The organism is Bellilinea sp. (genome assembly GCF_034432615.1).
Taxonomy (GTDB): domain Bacteria; phylum Chloroflexota; class Anaerolineae; order Anaerolineales; family Anaerolineaceae; genus Bellilinea.
This window is the reverse complement of record NZ_DAOUBL010000274.1, coordinates 34,365-50,700: the sequence shown is the minus strand read 5'-3', so window position 1 is coordinate 50,700 and position 16,336 is coordinate 34,365. Positions and strand designations below refer to the sequence as shown.

Below are 16,336 nucleotides of genomic sequence, written 5' to 3'. Positions count from 1 at the left end.
ATGAAGACGAGTTTTTATCAAGTCCTTGAAATTCCTTTCAATGCCAGTGCGGAAGATATCCGAACGGCATATTTCGAGGCTGCCCGGCGTTTTCATCCGGATGTGAACCCCGATCCATTTGCCAAGCAAAAATTTTTACAAATTCAAGAAGCCTACGAAGTACTCTCCAATCCCAAAAAACGTTTGGCTTATGACGAACAACTACCGGCGGAGTTTAAAGAACTACCCGAGGTTAATATTTCCATAACCTACGGGCGGTCGCAAATTCCGCTGTTAGATGAACCTCAACTCTTTTATGTTTTACTGGAATTGGATACACCCAAACAACCAGACCCCAAAGATCTGCCACCCATCCATGTGTGTTTAATTGTTGATCGGTCCAACTCCATGCGCGGTGAGCGAATTGAGATGGTGCGGCAGAATATCGTCCTTTTAACCCGAAAATTAAGACCCAAAGATCGGCTATCCATTGTAGCTTTCAGCGATCGGGCAGAGGTAATTTTACCTCCGAAGGAACTTGAAGATCCAGCATCTGTAGAGAGTGTGCTGGGTAAATTACAGGTCGGTGGAGCAACCGAAATTTTTCAAGGACTTTCTACCGGTTATGACTTGATTCAACGATTTAGCCGGGAAGGAATGATCAAGCAGTTGATCTTGATTACAGATGGCCATACCTATGGGGATGAACAAAACTGTATCGATCTGGCTGCCCAGGCACGCGAGGAAGGGGTGCCGATTAATGCCCTGGGGATAGGGGATGAGTGGAATGATATTTTTTTGGATCGAATAGCGGCATTAAGCGGAGGTAATGCGGTATACGTCAACCGCAATGAAGACCTTACCCAATTTATCGAAAGTAAAATGCAATCCATTTCGGTCAGTTATGCAAGAAAAATTGAGTGGTTCTTCAATTTGGAAGAAGGGATAGAACTGCGGTATGTTTTTCGTATTCATCCCGACATCACCCCGCTGGGCAACGAATCGCCCATACCTTTGGGTACAATTGAATATGGAAAAAAAACCAGTATTATATTAGAATTCAAACTACCCCCGCTCGCCAACAATCGAACCGAAGTTGAACTCTTGAAAGGTTTTATTCAAATGCAAGTTCCATCCCTGGCCAATCCATTTGGGCGCTATGGGGTGCATCTTTTCCGTCAAACCAGAGAAAACTGGCAGACGGAAAAGCCACCCACGTCAATCCTTCAGGCAATGTCAAAAATTACGCTGTATCGTTTGCAAGAAAAAGCCCGGTTGGAAGTGCAATCAGGAGATATTGGGAAAGCAACGCGGCATCTGCAGCATTTAGCAACTCATTTACTTGCCCAGGGTGATCGTGAACTGGCAAAAACCGTTCTGGTTGAGGCCGATCACATCCAGAGAACTCATTCTTTCAGCAAAGAAGGGGATAAGAAAATTAAGTATGGTACACGCGCGTTGTTTTTGTTGCCCAGTCCGGCGAGGAGGGAGCCATGATTCGTTGCCCTAATTGTCAGCATCAGGAATTACCGGGTGCTTTGTTTTGTAGCGAATGCGGCGCACAATTGACCTCGGTTGATACGTTAACTACTCAGAATTTAGAAAAAGTCAATTCTGATATGCTCAACGGTAGCGCTGTTTTTTCCAGCGTCCCTATTCCAGAGGTGAAAATTGAAACGGCGGTTGTTGAAGGCGCTGAGCCGGTCGTTTCATTGCACATGATCGATTCGGGGAGAACAATCCACCTCACTGGCCGCTCCGAGTTTTCGCTCGGACGCATTGCTGAAGGGCAGCCTATTTTACCGGATGTTGATTTGTCTGAATTTGAAGCTTATACTCAGGGAGTATCCCGGCTGCATGCTGCAATCAAAATCGGATCGCAGCGCGTTTCGATCATGGATTTGGGGTCGGCGAACGGGACACGGGTAAATGGGCAAAAAATTGTCCCACATGTGGATTACCCTGTGAAGCATGGGGATGTAATTGCATTGGGAAAGCTAAAATTTCAGTTGATCATTCATAAATAAATGGAATGGTGCAATGCCAACCTTAATTCTCCACATCGTAAATGAAGATCCTGTTGTTGGTGAGGTGGATACTTTGCCGTCACCGGCTGACAATTTGGTAATCCTCAAAAATCCTAGAAAGAGGGACGGGAAAGATTTACATTACCTTGAACCAAATGTAACCATGGTCATGTGGCCTATGAGTCGCGTAACCTTCATCGAGGTTTTACCAACCAGCGAGGAAGAGGAAATCATTACCTTCGTAAGGGAATAAACCCATGTCTCAAGATGAGGATTTTAAGAATCGCGTAATTCTCGTAGTGGATGATGAGGAACGCATGGCGCGCTTCATCCGCTTAAACCTGGAACACGATGGTTTCAGGGTGGTAGAAGCGCATCGGGGTTTGGAAGCCATCCATCAACTGCGAGATGCGATGCCGGACGTTGTCATTCTGGATGTGATGATGCCGGATTTGGATGGGTTTGAAGTGTTAAAAATGATTCGTGAAATCAGTAATGTTCCGGTGATCATGTTGACCGCTAAGGGAGAAGAGGATGACCGCGTGCGGGGGCTTGAATTAGGGGCGGATGATTATGTAACCAAACCATTCAGCCCAAGAGAATTGGTTAGCCGTGTGCGGGCCGTCTTGCGTCGAACTGAAGCCAGTGGTTTTAGTTCGAAAGAAGTTTATGAGATTGATGATCGGTTGAAAATTGATTTTGGCAGGCGTGAAGTCTGGGTGGATGGCAAGCTGGTTAAGCTGCGACCAACCGAATACCGTCTGCTTTATCACCTGGTGCAAAATGCTGGCTGGGTGATGACCTATGATCAATTGCTTTCAAAGGTGTGGGGTTATGAATATCGAGATGAACCCCACTATGTACGACTTTATATCAATTACCTTCGTCAAAAATTAGAAAAAGATCCGGCAAACCCAAAGTATATTCTTACAGAACGAGGGGTAGGCTATCGGTTTGTGGATTTTACCCGCGAGGGATCCAAAAAAGATTCAGATTAAGCGGCAATGTTTTTATAAATCTTTAATATTTCGTTTGTCATATTCTTATCTTTATGTTTTATACAAAAGGATAAGCCGACTTAATGATCAAGGAGGTGGAGTATGGCAGACTTGACCCTGTTTGATCCCTTCCGAGAGATGGCAACTTTACGTTCGATGGTAGATCAAGTTTTTGACAACATGTTAAGCCGTCAACTGGAAGGTTGGCGCGGATATGATTGGATGGCTGTGGATATGTACCAGACCAATGATGAAGTGGTAGTCAAGGCCGTCTTGCCGGGTGTAAAACCGGAAGATATCCAGGTGTCCGTGGCTAACCAGGTGTTAACCATTCGCGGAGAAGTCAAGGAGGAAAAAGTCCGGGAGGATGCCACCTACCATATCCGCGAACGGCGCAGCGGCTTGGTTACCCGTTCCATCCAATTGCCGGTGGATGTGGTTGTAGAAAAAGCCAAAGCCGAATATGAGAATGGTATTCTCACGCTGGTATTACCCAAAGCCGAGGAGATGCGTCCGAAGACCATTTCGGTAAAAGTCAAGTGATTTTCAGGATCAGGTTTTAAGGATTGTTTTCAGACCTCTCGAAATCTGAGAGGTCTGATATTTTATGCAACTTTTGAATTCACTCAGCATCAAAATTAGCATGAATTTTTTTCAAATGGTATACTATATCAAAACTGATGAGAGGAGAAAGGAATGATTAAAGAACCAGTACACGTAACGGATGCAGCATTTGAAAAAACGGTACTTCAGTCAAATTTGCCGGTGATTGTTGATTTTTGGGCACCCTGGTGCGGCCCCTGCCGCATGGTTGCCCCAATCCTGGATAAAATTGCTGCGGAATATGCTGGAAAATTAATTGTCGCGAAAGTGAATACCGACGAAAATCCCGAATGGGCAATGCGTTATGGGGTTCAGGGCATTCCTACGATGCTATTTATTGCCAACGGCAAGGTGATTCACCGTCAGGTTGGCGCCTTACCCGAGGGAATGCTGCGCGAAATACTGGATCAATTTTTAGAGGTAGTACAAAACGCTTCTGCCAAGAAGAACTAAAACAGATGATCATCAAAAAATCCCGAAGGTTCCGGGATTTTTTGATTTGTTATTCAACCACTCGTTGGATGTTAGCGCCCAAGGCTGCCAGCTTCTGATCTACTTTCTCATAACCACGGTCAATCTGTCCGATATGGCGAATGACCGATGTGCCTTTCGCCGAAAGGGCAGCCAGTACCAGCGCCATACCGGCGCGAATATCGGGACTTTCCATTTTTTCGCCGTAAAGTTCGGTAGGTCCCTGAACAATGCATCGGTGCGGATCACATAAGACAATTTGAGCACCCATACCAACGAGTTTATCGGTGAAGAACATACGGCTGGGATACATCCAATCATGGAAAAGTACGGTACCTTTCGATTGGGTGGCTACCACAAGAGCAATGCTCATCAAGTCGGTTGGGAAGGACGGCCAAGGCATTACGCTGATTTCTGGAATTGCATTCCCCAAATCGGGCTCAATAACCAGTTTCTGCTTCGAAGGGACGAAGATATCATCTCCACTGGTTTCCCAGTGTACGCCCAAACGTCCGAAAACCAATCGAATCATATCCAGGTACTGGTTGCCGGCATTGCGAATCCAGATTTCACCATGGGTAACAGCGGCAGCCCCAATGAAACTGACCACCTCTAAATAATCCGGTCCAATAGTAAATTCACCGCCATGGAGTTTTTCAACACCGGTGATGTGTAACGTGTTTGAGCCGATATTTTCAATTTTTGCACCAAGGGTATTGAGAAAATGACACAGTTCCTGAATATGGGGTTCGGAAGCAGCATTACGGATGATGCTTTGTCCCTTGGCGGTTACACAAGCCATAATGGCGTTTTCGGTTGCAGTAACACTGGCTTCATCCAGTAAAATGTCGGCCCCGGTTAAGCCGTTGGCTGAGAAGTAAAAATAACGATCGTAGGTAACCTTAGCGCCAAGTTTGGTAAGCGCAAGGATGTGGGTATCCACCCGCCGGCGCCCGATGACATCACCCCCCGGCGGGGGCAGGCGCAATTCACCCATGCGGGCAGTCATTGGTCCGGCAAGCAGGATGGAGGCGCGGATCTTTCGAGTCAGGTCGGGATCCAAATCGGCAGGGCGGATTACTTTTGCCTGAATCCGCCAGGTGTGCGGTTCGAGTGGGTTGATTTCTACACCCAGGCTTTCCAACAGGGCGCGCATGGTGCGCACGTCCAGAATATCAGGGACATTGCGTAAAACAATCGGTTCATCAGTCAACAAACAGGCAGCCAGTAAAGGCAGTGCGGCATTTTTATTGCCGGCTGGGGTTACTTCACCGTGTAAGGGATGTCCGCCTTCAATAATAAATTTTTCCATTTGTTCCTCCATAGGTGTTGATAGTATTATAAACTTGATGAAGCAAGATACGAGCTTAAAATTGTGAAAAACAACGCAATGGGAGGGACTGCATGAATATTATAGACGAGGGTCAACAAAACGGCTTTCCAGTTCTTTTACTTCATGGTTTAGGGGCCAATGCTGAGTCATGGTATCTTCAGATTCCTGCGCTGGTGGAAGCGGGTTATCGTGTTCTCGCGCCAGATTTACCGGGATTTGGCAAATCCCGCTTTGATGGGAAGCGCTGGGACTTCGATTGGGTTGCTGAATCTTTGATTAAACTTCTACGTTCAAAACAAATTGAAAATATCGGGGTGCTGGGAATTTCGATGGGCGGGGTTTTGGGGTTAAAGTTGGCAGCTGAGCATCCTGAATTTGTCAAAATGTCTATTTTGGTGAATACCTTTGCTGCGTTACGACCTAAAGGATGGAGCGAATTCCACTACTTTACACGCCGGGGACTGCGGGCGTTTTTTCTTTCACCACAGGCTCAGGCAGAACTTGTCGCTAAGCGGGTCTTTCCAGGGGAAGATAAAAGTCTTTACAGAGCGATGTTTATCGAAAGTATTAGACTGGCTGATCCAAAGGTTTATCGAAAAGCGATGCTTGAATTGAGTCGTTTTGATGGTCGTAAACTGGCAGGCAAAATCACCAATCCGGTGCTGGTAATCAGCGGTGAAAGTGATACAACCGTCCCGTTGTATTTGCAGCGCCGCCTGGTTGAGTTATTACCCAATTGTGGGCATGTCATTATTAAGAATGCTGGTCACGCCTTACCAGTCGATCAACCACAAGTATTCAATGAAGTGATGTTGCGCTTTTATGCAAACCCTTCGGAAATGGTGCGGCTGTATTCTTCTAAATCTACCAAAGGTTGTTTACAGGCAAAGTTTTGACAGATATAGGCAGTCGGGAGACCCTGTAAAGCCGGTTTGTGTTCCAATACGCCGGGTGCATTTTCTGCAAGGGGCAGGGAAGAATGTACCAGAATGCGGCGGGGATGATAAGGGGTCACTTCGGGGTCAAACCATTCTAAATGGGGTTGATTTTTCGAGGTTGGGTATACCAATGCAATTTGTTGAATCGGGCCAGCAGCATAATCCTGAACTTGCAGCCAGTAAGCAAAGGCTGTGGGATATTCCGCTGCGGTTTGTTGTAAGGTGGCCAGCAATTCGAGGGCTAAATCCATATAAGGGGAATTTTCCTCAAATGCTGAGTAGAGCATGATGGCATGAGCTGCCAGCGCATTTCCCGATGGAATTGGATTATCCTGTGGATATTTTGGCAAGACAATGGTGTTTGAAGATTGAGTGGAGGTATCAAAGAATCCGCCGTTTGGATCTCTGAAACGGGTGATCATCCATTCCAGAATCTTCTGCGATTCGGAAAACCAGCGGGAATTGCCGTCAAATTGATAAAGAGTCAACAGGGCAACTGTCAATCCGGCGTAATCTTCCAAAAAAGCAGGGGTTGCAGATTTTTCATTGCGCCAGGTGCGATAGAGAAAATCTTCAGAAACAAGGTTTTCCAACAGAAAGGCGGCGTTACTTTGGGCTGCTTGTAAAAAATCGGGCCGCTGCAAAAAATGACCTGCCTCAGCAAAGGCGCGAAGAGCAAGGGCGTTCCACGAAACAATCACTTTGTCATCCGTTTGAGGTCGAACACGATTTTCGCGAAGAATGCGCAATTTTTCCAAAGGCTGGTCTAAGTGCTTAAGGTAATCCTGGATTGAAAGACCGAACTGATTAGCCAGCGTCTTGAGGGGCAGCACACTTTGTAAAATGATTTTGCCCTCAAAATTACCTTCTTCAGGGAGGGAAAAAGTGGATTTGAAAATTTCTTGTTCTGGAAGTTTTGAAATAGTCTCCAGAATCTCTGCCTTTGTCCAGAGGTAATATTTGCCTTCCTCACCTTCCGAATCGGCGTCCAGACTGGAGTAGAAACCTCCGGATGGGTGGGTCATTTCACGTAAAATAAATTCCAAGGTTCGTTCGCAGGTGCGGCGGTAGGAGTAATCACCGGTTAACAGGTAAGCATGAAGGTAGGTTTGAGCAAGCAATGCATTGTCATAGAGCATCTTTTCAAAATGTGGCACTAACCACCGGCTATCTGTGCTGTAGCGATGAAAACCACCGCCAACCATATCCCATAAACCGCCTCTTTGCATGACATCCAAAGCGTGGCGTGCAGTTTCCATTGCTTGAGGTTGGTTTCTCAAATGACGGTGGAGAAGAAATTCTATGACCATTGGTTGGGGAAACTTTGGCGCTCTGCCCCAACCACCGTTTTGGCGGTCATAATGCTGGATCAGTGCGTGTGCAGCTTGTTCTAAAAAGTCGGTTTGGATTTGGGGTTCGGCGAAGGTCCTCCATTGATTAGTTTCCTGCAGATATTCAGTGACTTTTTGGGCAACTGAATCAATATTATGTCGGTTGGTTTGCCAAACATGCTGTATGCCCTGTAAAACTTCCAAAAATGATGGCATACCGTAGCGTGGAACCGGTGGAAAATAAGTTCCACCATAAAATGGTTTCAGGTCTGGAGTTAAAAATACACTCATCGGCCAACCACCCTGACCGGTCATGGAAACTACTGCGCTCATGTAGAGGTTATCCAGATCCGGGCGCTCTTCACGGTCAACTTTTATGGGGACAAAATGTTGATTGAGGTAACTGGCAGTAATCGAATCTTCGAAGGATTCCTCTTCCATGACATGACACCAGTGGCAGGCTGCGTATCCAATGGACAGAAAGATGGGTTTATCTTCTAATCTGGCTTTTTGCAAGGCTTCATCGCCCCAGGGATACCAGTCCACCGGGTTTTGGGCGTGTTGCAGGAGGTAGGGGGAAGTTTCGTGAATTAAACGATTGGTCATGAGAATACCTTTTTTATCAATAATACCAAAAATATCTAATAAATTACAGAGCAAAAATAATTTCGAATGATTTTTCATCTTGTTGATTAGGAGAATCGGAGTATACTCAATCATTAGTTTTTCATTCATCATTTATACCCGCGAGGTGAAAGATGATTTCAATTGAAAAAGTGGATTTATCCAGCAAGAAAGCGGTCAATGAATTTGTGGAATTCCCATTCAAAATTTACCGAAACATTCCTCAGTGGGTTCCCCCGATACTGAGTGATATCAAGTTAATGCTGAATCCCAAAAAACACCCTTTTTATGAGCATTCTGAAGGGGAGTTTTTTGTTGCCCGTATGAACGGCGAGATGGTCGGCCGGATCGGTGCGCTAGAGAACAAACCCTTTAATGAGTATCATGACACCCGTCAGGCTCAGTTTTATTTGTTTGAATGTGTTGATGATCAGGAAGTGGCAAATGCACTTTTCAACCGGGTGTTTGAATGGGCGCATGCGCGCGGCTTGAATGAAGTCGTCGGCCCAAAGGGTTTAAGTCCATTTGATGGCTACGGTATCCAGATTGAAGGATTTGAACACCGTCAGATGATGGTGATGATGAATTACAATCCTCCTTATTACGTCAAACTGGTCGAGAACCTTGGCTTCCAAAAGGAAGTGGATTTTGTTTCCTGCTACCTTCATCGAGATTCTTTCAAAATGCCCGAAAAGGTGCATCTGGTTGCTCAACGTGTGAAGGAAAAGGGTACTTTTCGGGTGGTAACCTTCACCAATAGAAAGGAATTGAAAGCATACGCCTATCAGATCGGAGAGGCTTACAATAAGACTTTCGTAAACAATTGGGAGTATTACCCCCTGACTCAACGGGAAATTGATTTTGTGGTTCAAAATTTGTTAACCATTGCCGACCCACGTTTGATCAAAGTTATCCTTTACGGGGAAAAAATAGTAGGTTTCCTGTTCGGTTTCCCGGATGTTTCTGCTGCCTTGCAGCGAGCCAAAGGACGACTTACGCCGTGGGCAATTATTGATTTACTGGCAGAAATGAAAAGAACCAAGTGGGTTTCATTAAATGGTGCTGGAATTTTGCCAGAATATCAGGGGCGGGGTGGAAATGCCCTGTTGTATTCTGAAATGGATAAAACCATTAAAGAATTTGGATTTGAACATTTTGAGTTAACCCAGGTAGCGGAAACTGCGGTTCAAATGCGGAAGGATTTGATCAATGTGGGCGGTATACCCTATAAAAATCATCGGGTTTACTATAAGCATATTTGATAGGCGAGATGATTTAGACTTCAATTGTTGGGGATTGATTTTCTGGCATGGTTTCAGGTTTTGAACCATGCCTGTTTTTATTTAAATCTACCATTTCTTACTTTTGGCGCTATTCACGCTTAGATGAATTCCGCTGGTGATAGCGAAAGCCATAAATATGGTCAGGAAAGGTAACAAGGGAATGTAGTAGCGTTGAAACGAAAGAGGGATGCCTGTGACAATACCGGCCAGTTGCAATGCGAATGTAATCAAAAGAAGGATAACAGGATTATCAAGTTCTTGCCTTGAACGCCATGCATCACGAATCATCCAAATCAGGCCAATTAGTGAAAGGGCAAAAAAGAATCCCCCAATAAAAAATCCATTGGTTAAGTTGTTCCATGGGCGGGAAAAGTAAATTTTGGTTTGCGTTTCGGTAGCTGCCAGATAATTACCTACATCCGCAATGGCTGGCGGGGCAATATACACCTGAGCAATGAATGCTAAAAGGCGGGCCGGAATGGTTTGCGGGGTTTGGGCTGGATTGTATCCGCCAATGGCTGCAGTTTGGGCAAATAACAAAGACTGGCGTTCTGTGAAAGCAGCCTTAATGGCTTCAAAGGGAGTGGACCACAGTACGGGGTTGAGAAGTAAGGTAATCAAAACAAAGATGATTGAGTATAATACAACGCTTTTCAGGATTTGACGAATAGGAACTCGCAGTTTTATGGGGATCAAGAGGCAACCAATCAAACCCGCCAGGAATAATGGTGCTGCGGAGTATTTTGCATTGAATGCCAGCGCAACAAAACAAGCAGTTACCCATGCAGACTTTTTCTCTTTAATAAAAAAATAAATTGAAAGACTTGTGAAAAACAGGAGCAGACTCTCCGCCATCGCGCGGCGGGTGTGAAGTAAGATAAGCGCATTGGTTGCAGTAAAAGTGAGATTCAGCCATGCAGTTGACTTGCCACCAATTCTTTCACCTGTGCGAAAAGCGAGAAAAAGTAATAAAGGGAAAACGAAAGATACTGATAAACGAGAAATAAACAGGTTGTCTTTGGATGGCAATGCTCCATTTTGTAAATTTTCTTCCCAGGTTCTTGACCAATCCCAATCGGATGGAAGCGGCGGTAAATTAAAAATCAATTGCGCAATACCGATGACCCATCGGCTGAGAGGTGGATCGATCAATCGGTATTTTTGGCGCAAATGTTCGGGGTGGTCTGGATTGTAAAATAATAATGAAGGTTGAGATAAGAATATCTGGACATCTCGACTCATGAAAATTTGGGTGCTTTCGTCCGGATGAAAAGGCACTTCAATGATTCCCAAAAAGTACAAGATGCTGAACAGAAAAATGATGAAGATTAGTGGGGCGTTGGTCTGAAAGTTTTTACTCATCCGATTTTGCCCTGACAAATGTGTTTGGCGTAGAAACCCAAACCTGAATACAATAATATAACCATCTTTCTAAAAGGGAATACTCGAGTTTTCCATTATTCCAATGAAACGATATTTTCTTTTAGGTTTTGTAATTTTGCTTGGTTTATCCTTAAAAATTGCTTTGCTCCTGGCGGATGTCTTTCCGTTCAACGCAGACGAGGCGATTGTTGGTCTCATGGCGCGCCACATTTTGATGGGGGAAAAACCAATCTTTTTTTATGGTCAGGCATACATGGGGAGTTTGGATGCTTTTCTTGTGGCGGGTGTTTTCAAGATATTTGGTCAGGGTGTGTGGGGAATCAGGCTTGTTCAGATAATTTTATATCTTTTTACCATTTTAACTTCCTATTGGGTGGGTTATCTATTTTTCGATTCTTATCGCGCGGGATTGATCGCGGCCTTCCTGATGGCTGTTCCGCCGGTAAACACCACACTCTACACCACAGTAAGTCTCGGCGGTTATGGAGAAGCATTATTAATTGGGAACTTAATCCTGATCAATACCCGTATGTTGCAAGAGAAGAATAAAAAGAACTCGGCTTGGCTATGGTTTACATGGGGTTTTCTGTGCGGCTTTGGATTATGGGCAAATGGATTAACCCTTGTTTACAGTATTCCAGCGGGGGCGTGGTTATGCTTTCATATTCTACAGGGTAGGAAATGGCGATTTGAAGTTGCCATTATCCTCCAGCTGGTGGGAGGATTATTACTTGGGTCTTTACCATGGTGGATTTTTGCTATACAGAACGGGTGGAGCAACTTAATTACTGAGCTGTTTGGCGCTGCGGTAGCGGTTGAAAGCGAACCTTTTTTTCTGCGGTCACTCAACCATCTTTTCTACTTCATTGTGTTAGGGTTGCCGGCGGCTATGGGATTGCGTCCGCCTTGGGATGTCAGCTGGCTTGGCTTACCTTTAATTCCCTTTGTATTGATTCTGTGGGGAAAAATATTGTGGAATTGGTTTAAATTGCCTCAGAGCTCATCATTGAAGTGGATACTTGAAGGTGTTTTTCTGACTTTGTTCATTGGTTTTGTGTTCACTTCTTTTGGGGTTGACCCAAGCGGCAGATACTTTTTACCCTTATGGATGATTATGAGTCTCTCGGCAGGGAAGGTTTTCGATGAGTGGGGGAAGAAAAAAAACTCAAGTCTTGCTTTGATCGGCGTGATTTCGCTGTTTAATTTTTGGGGAAATATTCAATGCGCGTTAATAAACCCTCCCGGTCTGACAACGCAGTTTTATGCGCCCGCACGGGTAGATATGCGGGCAATGCCTGAAGTGATTCAATTCCTGAAGGAACAGGGAGAAGTAAGAGGTTACTCAAATTATTGGGTGGCTTATCCTCTGGCATTCCTCACGAACGAGGAAATTATTTTCAGCCCTCGATTTCCATATCACCCCGATTTACGATATACCGAGAGGGATGATCGTTATCCTCTCTACACCAAGCAAGTTGAGGCATCCGATAAGGTGGCGTTAATCACTACCCATAATCCTGCATTGGATGAAAAACTGCGTTGGCTATTAAAAGACAAAGGAATCGGGTGGAATGAAAAACAAATTGGTGATTTTCTGATTTATTATGACCTATCTCGTCCCCTGAGAATTGTTGAATTTGAAAAACTATTTGTTCAGGCAGGTAACCAGAATTGATGAACCCCACTGAGGCCAATCAAAAAAATCTAGAAAATCTAATGTTTTGGGTGACACTCTTGTTGGTTTTCATTATTGCGATTCGCGTACCGTTGGATAGTGACACATGGTGGCATTTAAAAGCTGGGGAATACATGCTGGAAACGGGGGTTCCACTTCTAAGAGATATATTTTCCTTTTCAAGGCAGGGGGAAGTGTGGATTAATCATTCGTGGTTAGGGGAGGTAATCCTCTACTGGTTTTATAAAAATGGCGGCTTTTGGGGGTTGGGATTTGTTGTTGCCCTGACTGCGACCGCTACGATGGCTATCCTGTACCGCACCATACGGGGAGGGGCTATTTTCAAGGCGTGGTTTGTCATACTGTCTGCAATCATCAGTTCCTTCATCTGGTCACCTCGACCCCAAATTTTTTCTCAATTGATGTTCACCATTTTACTGGGATTAGTTTTGAAATACCGCGATCGATCAGGCGGCCCAGCGCTGGGATGGATGTTTGCTCTGTTTGTTCTTTGGTCGAATCTGCATGGTGGCTATGGTTTGGGTATTCTATTGTTGATTTTCCTTTTTGTTGGAGAAATTTTTCAAACTTTTATATTGTCTCCTCGCCGTAGCCAGGAAAATCTCCACAGACTGAAAAAATTCTTTACCTGGATTTTATTGGCTGGTATTGGGGTTGTGATCAATCCTAATGGGTTTAATACCTTGATCATTCCATTCAGGACCGTGGGAGTAGAAGTGCTGCAAACCTTAATTGACGAGTGGGCTTCTCCCAATTTCCATCAACTTGCGATGCAGCCATTCGTTCTGTTGTTATTTGCGGTTATTTTTTCCTTTGCGCTTACCCATAAGAACGTAAGTGGTTTTGAGTTAGCTGGCTTTTTAGGGTTTGCTTATCTGGCTCTGGTTGCGAAGCGCAATTTTGCCCCATTTGCGGTTTTTTCTACGCTGGTTGTTGCCAATCACCTGCCGGAAATTTTGACGGATATTGGTAGTAACCTGAAGCAAATATGGATTGATAGGTTTGGCCATAAAATCATTCGTCAATCAACCCTGTCAGCGGGCTTTCGTTATACAGTAAATTTTTTGATTGTCGGATTGTTGGGAGTGATTGCAATTCTGAAATGGTATTATGTTACTCATCCAATTGTAATGACAACCTATGAAGCTCAATTTTATCCTCAAAGAGCGGTTGCATACTTGAAGGCAAAAGGTATTCCGCCAGGAAACATGTTGAATAGTTACGGATGGGGTGGTTATTTGATCTGGAATTTACCTGAAACTGCGGTCTTTGTGGACGGAAGGACTGATTTATTCGGTGACGACATTCTCATCGAATGGCTGAAGATTGTCAATGCCAATGATGGATGGGAAAAACTTGTGGAAAAATGGGAAATTGGATGGTTTTTGATCGAACCTCAACAACCAGTTGTAACAAGGCTGATCGAAAGCGGATGGAAAGAGTATTATCGGGATGCGGTCAGCGTTGTGATCGTTCGTGAACAGAGTTCGACACCTTAGATAAATTGATTAAACCAACGCTTATATAAATCATCCCTGCGATCCTGCCCGGAATTTAAGTGTTGTTTGACCTCCTCGATGAGATCAAAGTTCATTTCGGCAGTAATTAATTCTTCTTTGTCGGGGCTACCTTCCACCAGAACATCTCCCCAAGGGGAAATCACCGCGCTATACCCAGCCAGAGAATTGTTGCCAACCATTCCAATGGCATTGACCGCTCCAATGAACAATTGATTTTCAATTGCTCTGGCTTTGAGGAATGTTCGCCAGTGTTCCGCTCGTTTTGCCCCCCATTGGGCGACAATCAAAATGCAAAATGCACCGCTTTTTGAATAGAAGCGAAACAGTTCAGGGAAGCGAAGATCGTAACAAATTGCCAGGCCGGCCTTCCCCCAGTCAAAATCAACGCTTACGAATTGGTTGCCCGCCTTAAAATACTGATGTTCATCCAGCAGACGGAACAAATGGACTTTATGGTAAGGAGAAGTTACGGATTCATCGGGCAAGGTAATCAGAAAAGTATTGTGGCAGCCCGCTTCGTCGCAGGTGATATAAGAACCACCGATGGCGATATTAAACTTCCGCGATAGCAATTTCAGCCGATTGATGATATCTTGATTGATGTCCACATAATCCCGGCTGTTTTGAAGGTCGTAACCGCTGCTCCACAATTCAGGCAATAAGATTAATGAAGATCCATAACTGGCAGCCTGTTCTATGTGTCCCAAAGCAGTTTGAAAGTTTTGCTCGGGCTTTCCGATTTGAACTTCAAATTGGGCAAGTGAAATTTTGGTATTCATTCTGGCGTGAATTATAATTGATCAGGGGATGTTGAGCACTTTGAGGAGAATCCAATACAATGTCACGAAATTCATCCTTCTTAATTATAGTGCTTTTGGTTCTGGGCATTGGCTTATTTGGTTTGTTGGTGTGGGGTAATTACCGTTATACGACACAAAATCCAGGAGGTAATGATTTCCTGGTTCATTGGATGGGGACAAAATCATTTTTTGAGGATGGGTTAAGCCCCTATTCGGATGAAGTAGCTCTTCGAATTCAAACAATGGTGTACGGTCGAGCCGCACAACCAGGTGAACACGAATTACGGGTTGCCTATCCGCTTTATTCGATTTTTATCTTTTTGCCCTTTGCAATGATATCGGATTACAACCTTGCCCGCGCTGTGTGGATGGCAGTTCTCGAATCTGCTTTAATTTTAATGGCATTCCTTTCTTTAAGGTTGGTCCGCTGGCGACCCAGACCGCTTATTCTGACCATCTTTTTACTCTTTTCGGTTTTTTGGTACCACGCCTTGCGACCTGTGATTTTGGGAAATGCAGTCATATTGATTGCTTTGGCAATTGTGGCAATTTTACTTGCCGTTCGTGCGGGCAACGATGAATTGGCTGGCATCTTAATGGGATTAATTACCATCAAACCTCAGGTAGTATTGCTTGTTATTGTTTTTTTGTGTATTTGGGCTGCCAGTCATCGGCGTTGGAAAATTATCGTGTGGTTTTCGATCAGTATGGGTTTTTTGATTGGGCTTGCGGTAATTTTGATTCCAGACTGGATCCTCCAGAATTTACGGGAAATACTGCGATATCCATCCTATAATCCGCCCGGCACCTTACCGGCTGCGATGGAGGCAATCATTCCGCAGGGTGGTGAACGCCTTGGCAGGGTCATTTCGGGGGTTGCCGTGTTGATTCTGATCTTGGAGTGGTTCATTAACCGGAAAAGCGAGTTCCGGGCTTTTGTGTGGACTGTTTGCCTTACCTTGACACTCAGTTTTTGGGTTGGGCTGCAAACCGATCCGGGTAATTTCATTGTGGCTTATCCGGCACTGGTATTGACTTTCGCGGTTTGGGTTGAACGATGGCAGAATCGGGGAGTTGTGATTTCCGTCATTGCCATGTTCCTGCTTTTTATTGGAATCTGGGAGATTTTTCTCTCTACTGTAGAGATGAATTATCAACCGATCCAAAGCCCGGTCATGTTCTTACCTTTACCAATATTTTTATTAATCTGTCTTTACTGGAATCGTTGGTGGGCGGTCAGGCCGCCACATTTATGGTTTGATTCGCTTCAACAACAAAACGCCCCCTAACCAGTGGCATGAATAAAAAAGAGCAGCTTTTCTTCATTTTTGCTTTTTTGCTGGCAATTGG

15 protein-coding genes are annotated in these 16,336 nt (G+C 44.7%); 11 read left to right on the top strand and 4 right to left on the bottom strand.

Going from position 1 to position 16,336, the window contains the following annotated elements:
* From VAE48_RS12350 to trxA, 6 genes are all read left to right on the top strand, one after another.
* On the top strand, positions 1 to 1,476 hold the full coding sequence (locus VAE48_RS12350; RefSeq protein ID WP_322793629.1) for a VWA domain-containing protein: 1,476 nt from the start codon (positions 1 to 3) through the stop codon (positions 1,474 to 1,476).
* Positions 1,473 to 2,006 carry an FHA domain-containing protein gene (locus VAE48_RS12345; RefSeq protein ID WP_322793628.1) on the top strand — a complete coding sequence of 178 codons (534 nt, stop codon included), beginning with the start codon at positions 1,473 to 1,475 and terminating at the stop codon, positions 2,004 to 2,006. Before VAE48_RS12350 ends, VAE48_RS12345 begins: the two co-directional genes overlap by 4 nt.
* Before the next feature lie 13 nt (positions 2,007 to 2,019).
* Positions 2,020 to 2,259 carry a hypothetical protein gene (locus VAE48_RS12340; RefSeq protein ID WP_322793627.1) on the top strand — a complete coding sequence of 80 codons (240 nt, stop codon included), beginning with the start codon at positions 2,020 to 2,022 and terminating at the stop codon, positions 2,257 to 2,259.
* Between the two features lie 4 nt (positions 2,260 to 2,263).
* A complete protein-coding gene (locus tag VAE48_RS12335; RefSeq protein ID WP_322793626.1) occupies positions 2,264 to 3,004 on the top strand; it encodes a response regulator transcription factor in 741 nt (246 codons plus the stop codon).
* 102 nt (positions 3,005 to 3,106) lie between these two features.
* Positions 3,107 to 3,547, top strand: a complete 441-nt coding sequence (locus VAE48_RS12330) for an Hsp20/alpha crystallin family protein (protein WP_322793625.1) — start codon at positions 3,107 to 3,109, stop codon at positions 3,545 to 3,547.
* A gap of 153 nt (positions 3,548 to 3,700) precedes the next feature.
* Positions 3,701 to 4,060: a thioredoxin gene (gene trxA, locus VAE48_RS12325; RefSeq protein WP_322793624.1), complete on the top strand. Its 360-nt coding sequence runs from the start codon at positions 3,701 to 3,703 to the stop codon at positions 4,058 to 4,060.
* Between the two features lie 49 nt (positions 4,061 to 4,109).
* Here the strand turns inward: trxA and murA are convergent, their stop codons facing one another.
* Positions 4,110 to 5,390: a UDP-N-acetylglucosamine 1-carboxyvinyltransferase gene (gene murA, locus VAE48_RS12320; RefSeq protein ID WP_322793623.1), complete on the bottom strand. Its 1,281-nt coding sequence runs from the start codon at positions 5,388 to 5,390 to the stop codon at positions 4,110 to 4,112.
* A 92-nt stretch (positions 5,391 to 5,482) separates the two neighbouring features.
* Between murA and VAE48_RS12315 the strand changes: the two genes are divergently transcribed.
* Positions 5,483 to 6,307, top strand: coding sequence for an alpha/beta hydrolase (locus tag VAE48_RS12315; RefSeq protein WP_322793622.1), 825 nt, complete (start codon positions 5,483 to 5,485; stop codon positions 6,305 to 6,307).
* On the opposite strand, the gene VAE48_RS12310 is transcribed toward VAE48_RS12315, so the two are convergent.
* Positions 6,232 to 8,286 (bottom strand): thioredoxin domain-containing protein, encoded by a 2,055-nt coding sequence (locus VAE48_RS12310; RefSeq protein ID WP_322793621.1) that lies wholly within the window; start codon positions 8,284 to 8,286, stop codon positions 6,232 to 6,234. The two genes, VAE48_RS12315 and VAE48_RS12310, sit on opposite strands and share 76 nt — an antisense overlap.
* A gap of 152 nt (positions 8,287 to 8,438) precedes the next feature.
* Between VAE48_RS12310 and VAE48_RS12305 the strand changes: the two genes are divergently transcribed.
* Positions 8,439 to 9,566, top strand: a complete 1,128-nt coding sequence (locus tag VAE48_RS12305; protein ID WP_322793620.1) for a hypothetical protein — start codon at positions 8,439 to 8,441, stop codon at positions 9,564 to 9,566.
* Between the two features lie 87 nt (positions 9,567 to 9,653).
* Here the strand turns inward: VAE48_RS12305 and VAE48_RS12300 are convergent, their stop codons facing one another.
* Entirely contained in the window at positions 9,654 to 10,949 is a 1,296-nt protein-coding gene (locus tag VAE48_RS12300; RefSeq protein WP_322793619.1) for an ArnT family glycosyltransferase, read from the bottom strand.
* Positions 10,950 to 11,052: 103 nt separating this feature from the next.
* Between VAE48_RS12300 and VAE48_RS12295 the strand changes: the two genes are divergently transcribed.
* Positions 11,053 to 12,645 carry a glycosyltransferase family 39 protein gene (locus tag VAE48_RS12295; protein ID WP_322793618.1) on the top strand — a complete coding sequence of 531 codons (1,593 nt, stop codon included), beginning with the start codon at positions 11,053 to 11,055 and terminating at the stop codon, positions 12,643 to 12,645.
* Positions 12,645 to 14,165, top strand: a complete 1,521-nt coding sequence (locus tag VAE48_RS12290) for a hypothetical protein (protein WP_322793617.1) — start codon at positions 12,645 to 12,647, stop codon at positions 14,163 to 14,165. Before VAE48_RS12295 ends, VAE48_RS12290 begins: the two co-directional genes overlap by 1 nt.
* Here the strand turns inward: VAE48_RS12290 and VAE48_RS12285 are convergent.
* A complete protein-coding gene (locus tag VAE48_RS12285; protein WP_322793616.1) occupies positions 14,162 to 14,965 on the bottom strand; it encodes a nitrilase-related carbon-nitrogen hydrolase in 804 nt (267 codons plus the stop codon). The genes VAE48_RS12290 and VAE48_RS12285 overlap by 4 nt on opposite strands.
* 59 nt (positions 14,966 to 15,024) lie before the next feature.
* Between VAE48_RS12285 and VAE48_RS12280 the strand changes: the two genes are divergently transcribed.
* Entirely contained in the window at positions 15,025 to 16,275 is a 1,251-nt protein-coding gene (locus VAE48_RS12280; RefSeq protein ID WP_322793615.1) for a glycosyltransferase family 87 protein, read from the top strand.
* Positions 16,276 to 16,336: the final 61 nt, after the last annotated feature.

What these genes read in the sequence shown, in the direction of transcription:
- VAE48_RS12350 (WP_322793629.1), top strand. Translation starts at nt 1, where the DNA reads ATGAAGACGAGTTTTTATCAAGTCCTTGAAATTCCTTTCAATGCCAGT.
- VAE48_RS12345 (WP_322793628.1), top strand. Translation starts at nt 1,473, where the DNA reads ATGATTCGTTGCCCTAATTGTCAGCATCAGGAATTACCGGGTGCTTTG.
- VAE48_RS12340 (WP_322793627.1), top strand. Translation starts at nt 2,020, where the DNA reads ATGCCAACCTTAATTCTCCACATCGTAAATGAAGATCCTGTTGTTGGT.
- VAE48_RS12335 (WP_322793626.1), top strand. Translation starts at nt 2,264, where the DNA reads ATGTCTCAAGATGAGGATTTTAAGAATCGCGTAATTCTCGTAGTGGAT.
- VAE48_RS12330 (WP_322793625.1), top strand. Translation starts at nt 3,107, where the DNA reads ATGGCAGACTTGACCCTGTTTGATCCCTTCCGAGAGATGGCAACTTTA.
- trxA (WP_322793624.1), top strand. Translation starts at nt 3,701, where the DNA reads ATGATTAAAGAACCAGTACACGTAACGGATGCAGCATTTGAAAAAACG.
- murA (WP_322793623.1), bottom strand. Translation starts at nt 5,390, where the DNA reads ATGGAAAAATTTATTATTGAAGGCGGACATCCCTTACACGGTGAAGTA.
- VAE48_RS12315 (WP_322793622.1), top strand. Translation starts at nt 5,483, where the DNA reads ATGAATATTATAGACGAGGGTCAACAAAACGGCTTTCCAGTTCTTTTA.
- VAE48_RS12310 (WP_322793621.1), bottom strand. Translation starts at nt 8,286, where the DNA reads ATGACCAATCGTTTAATTCACGAAACTTCCCCCTACCTCCTGCAACAC.
- VAE48_RS12305 (WP_322793620.1), top strand. Translation starts at nt 8,439, where the DNA reads ATGATTTCAATTGAAAAAGTGGATTTATCCAGCAAGAAAGCGGTCAAT.
- VAE48_RS12300 (WP_322793619.1), bottom strand. Translation starts at nt 10,949, where the DNA reads ATGAGTAAAAACTTTCAGACCAACGCCCCACTAATCTTCATCATTTTT.
- VAE48_RS12295 (WP_322793618.1), top strand. Translation starts at nt 11,053, where the DNA reads ATGAAACGATATTTTCTTTTAGGTTTTGTAATTTTGCTTGGTTTATCC.
- VAE48_RS12290 (WP_322793617.1), top strand. Translation starts at nt 12,645, where the DNA reads ATGAACCCCACTGAGGCCAATCAAAAAAATCTAGAAAATCTAATGTTT.
- VAE48_RS12285 (WP_322793616.1), bottom strand. Translation starts at nt 14,965, where the DNA reads ATGAATACCAAAATTTCACTTGCCCAATTTGAAGTTCAAATCGGAAAG.
- VAE48_RS12280 (WP_322793615.1), top strand. Translation starts at nt 15,025, where the DNA reads ATGTCACGAAATTCATCCTTCTTAATTATAGTGCTTTTGGTTCTGGGC.